Here is a 3,060-nt window from a genome sequence, read left to right on the forward strand (position 1 = left end):
CAATATATCCAGCCTTAAAACTATTAGCTCTTTCTCTAAAACGCCCTAAGGAGCTAAATAAAGAGAAACCAAAAACAAAAACCGAAAAGCAGACAAAAACTTTAGATATTATTTCAGGTTGCTTTTCACCAATAAAGATTATGGAAGAAGCGACTCCCCAAAGGGAGTACCAGAACATGAAAAAATCTGAATATCGGGCATGTTTAAGAAGACGTTCTTCTGCTTTTATCCAACATTTCCTTGTCCACCAAACATTATCTTTATTCATTTACTCCTCCTAGAGAGCCCCGCTGGGAAAACTTTGAGACCGTTAACGCCTCTAAGTTTTTACTTGAGGCTACTGCCACCTTCATGGCTAGTAAGCGATAGAATCGCCTCTTGATTAGAGCCACCTCCACTCTATCTGAGGGAGGCTTGTTCAGTCACACACCAGCGGAGCTAGAATAAATATTAGCAGATGTAAAAAGGCCATACAATTAAAAAAGTAAACGTGAGTGACTATCAATTTTTTAAGCAAACTTAAATCAAGAAATACAGTGGAAATTCATATTGTCCAACACCTAATCCTTCCTATGCTGACTCTCCACTTCTTCGGCGAGCATGCCGTAGATCACGATTAGGTTATAACTGACCATGCCGAGGACTTGGCCGTTTTCAATCACGGGGGCGCGGCTGATGCCGAAGCGTTCGAATAAACGGGCGCAGTATTTCACATTCATATTGGGAGAGACGCTCAGCGCAGGTTTGGTCATAATTTCATAAACATTCACCCGTGATGGCGCGCGGTTTTTGGCGAGCACTTTTTTGGCAATGTCGTTCATTAACACCAGGCCGTGTTCGTCGCTGTCGTCGCGTTTATTAACAATTAGTGCTTTGACATCTTCTTGGCGTGCAATGCGAATGGCTTCTTCGACCGTGGTGAGCCCATCAATACACACGGCATGGGCATGCATCACATCTCTNCGATACCACTGCCAGGCGTGGCATCAAACTCGCCCACATCATTAATGGTTTCGAGTATGGCGCGCGCTAAGTGCTCTTCCACCAGGAAAATCGCCACGTCCCGCTGCACATCGAGCGTGAGGCCTAAAAAGGTTTTTTTCTGAACCAAGCCTTCGCCACGTGCGTTGTTAATAATGGTGGCGCCGGTGGCGCCAGCTTTTCTAGCGGCATCGAGCACCGCATCGGTTTTGGCATCTTCAATAAACGCCATGATTAATTTGAACCGCATAGGCTCTCCTTACGATGAACGCTGTGCGTGCTTTTTTTGTAAATAGGCTGTGATTTGGGCATAGCCCATCACGGTGATCATCGGAAACAAACTGGCAAACGCAATTAAGCCAAACCCATCAAGCATCGGGTTTCTTCCCGGTACGGTAGAGGCTAGCCCCAACCCCAGCGCTGTCACCAAGGGTACGGTGACGGTTGAGGTGGTCACCCCGCCAGAATCATAGGCCAAGGGCACGATAAACGGCGGGGCAAAATAGGTTTGGATCACCACCACCACGTAGCCGATGATGATGTAATAGTGGAGCGGATCGCCCACCACAATGCGATAGCACCCCAAGGCAATTCCCATTGCCACGCCAAGCGCTACCGAGGCGCGCAAGCCGTTCACTTGTATGGCTCCGCCCGATACTTTGGCAGCTTTAATCGCCACCGCAATTAACGAAGGCTCAGCGACCGTGGTGCTAAAGCCAATCGCGGCACCAAAAATATATACCCAATAATACGCTTGCCAGTTAATCTCGCCGCTTGCTTTGATTGCAGCCCCAATAAACTCAGGAGCGGTCAGCTGCTCGGCCATCGACGATCCCAGCGGGAATAGCGCCAACTCCAGCCCCATTAAAAACAGGCTCAAGCCCAAGATGACATAGAAAAAACCGAGAATGATCCGTTTGGGGTTATTGAGCGCTTTGCGTAGTACAAACAGTTGAAAACCAACAAGGATCGCAATAATGGGGATCACATCGCGCACGGTGGAGAAAAAAGTGTCGAGAAACAGGGTGAGGTTATTACTCATGCCACCACCATGCCGTAAGCCATCACAAAGATCATCGGTGATAGCGAGGCGAACGCAATCAAGCCAAAGCCATCCACCATGGGGTTACGCCCTTTAATCACGGTTGCTAGCCCCACGCCGAGCGCGGTCACCAATGGCACTGTAATCGTGGAGGTGGTTACCCCACCCGAGTCATAGGCAATGCCGATAATGCTCGGCGGGGCGACCATGGTCATCGCCACCACCAGCAAATAGCCGCCAATGATTAAACGGTGGATCGGCCAGCCTTTTATAATCCGCACCACGCCCAACACAATCGCAAAGCCGACCGAGAGCGCCACCGTGATCCTAAGGCCATTGGCGTAGTTGTTTTTAGCCGCTTCGCTGGTGTGTATCATCCCGCCGTTAGCGGCGACATCTGCCGCCTCTGCCGCTACCGCGGTGAGTGCGGGTTCGGCAATGGTGGTGCCAAAGCCGAGCAGAAACGCGAACGCAATCAACCAGCCTAAACTGCCTTTGTGGGCCAGGGAGTGCGCCATCGATTCGCCAATTGGAAATAGCCCCATGTCTAAGCCGTATACAAATAAGGTCAACCCCACCACCACCAGCACCAAGCCAAAGGTAATTGAGATCCAGTTGGGCAGCGGTTGTTGCAGCACAATGACCTGAAAAAAGCCAATCACCAAGATAATGGGTAATAGATCACGAAAGCTTCCCAGCAATGATTTGAATAACGCTTGCATGTAGGCGACATGACTCCTTGCGTATTAACAGTAAACACGGTGTTTATGTGCCTATTTATGTTAACACTCCCAAACCAAGGTGCGAGAAGCAGAGTAAAAAACTGCGCGATCCAACCGATTTTGGTTGCGGTACGTATCAGGATGCAAAGCAATCACTTGCGCTAAGTCTAAAACCCTCTTAGCGTTACGGTTAGGGATTACAACAACACGTTTAGGACATCAGGCATGAAGATTCTTATTACCGGCGGCACTGGCCTGATAGGTCAGGCGCTGATTCCGCGATTACTCTCTGAGCATCAAGTCACCGTGCTGTCT

Annotated in this window: 5 protein-coding genes and 1 pseudogene; 1 reads left to right on the top strand and 5 read right to left on the bottom strand. The window is 49.4% G+C overall.

All coding sequences use genetic code 11. The features are described from left to right. The 5 genes and pseudogenes from BZG79_RS14605 to BZG79_RS14625 form a co-directional block, all read right to left on the bottom strand. A partial coding sequence (locus tag BZG79_RS14605) for an SLATT domain-containing protein (protein WP_199877954.1) occupies nucleotides 1–268 on the bottom strand: 268 nt, incomplete at its 3' end. Between the two features lie 292 nt (nucleotides 269–560). Further along, nucleotides 561–953: a CBS domain-containing protein gene (locus tag BZG79_RS14610; RefSeq protein WP_077774769.1), complete on the bottom strand. Its 393-nt coding sequence runs from the start codon at nucleotides 951–953 to the stop codon at nucleotides 561–563. Nucleotides 954–985: 32 nt separating this feature from the next. Beyond that, nucleotides 986–1,231: pseudogene (locus tag BZG79_RS14615) on the bottom strand (P-II family nitrogen regulator); the annotation flags it as partial. Between the two features lie 9 nt (nucleotides 1,232–1,240). Further along, nucleotides 1,241–2,023 carry a DUF1538 domain-containing protein gene (locus BZG79_RS14620; RefSeq protein ID WP_077774770.1) on the bottom strand — a complete coding sequence of 261 codons (783 nt, stop codon included), beginning with the start codon at nucleotides 2,021–2,023 and terminating at the stop codon, nucleotides 1,241–1,243. Then, entirely contained in the window at nucleotides 2,020–2,745 is a 726-nt protein-coding gene (locus tag BZG79_RS14625) for a DUF1538 domain-containing protein (RefSeq protein ID WP_077669045.1), read from the bottom strand. Before BZG79_RS14625 ends, BZG79_RS14620 begins: the two co-directional genes overlap by 4 nt. Nucleotides 2,746–2,970: 225 nt before the next feature. On the opposite strand from BZG79_RS14625, the gene BZG79_RS17015 reads away from it, so the two are divergent. Beyond that, on the top strand, nucleotides 2,971–3,060 hold a 90-nt coding region (locus tag BZG79_RS17015; RefSeq protein ID WP_199877955.1), incomplete at its 3' end, for an NAD-dependent epimerase/dehydratase family protein.

The sequence above is a fragment of the Salinivibrio sp. MA427 genome (assembly GCF_001996115.1).
GTDB lineage: Bacteria > Pseudomonadota > Gammaproteobacteria > Enterobacterales > Vibrionaceae > Salinivibrio > Salinivibrio costicola.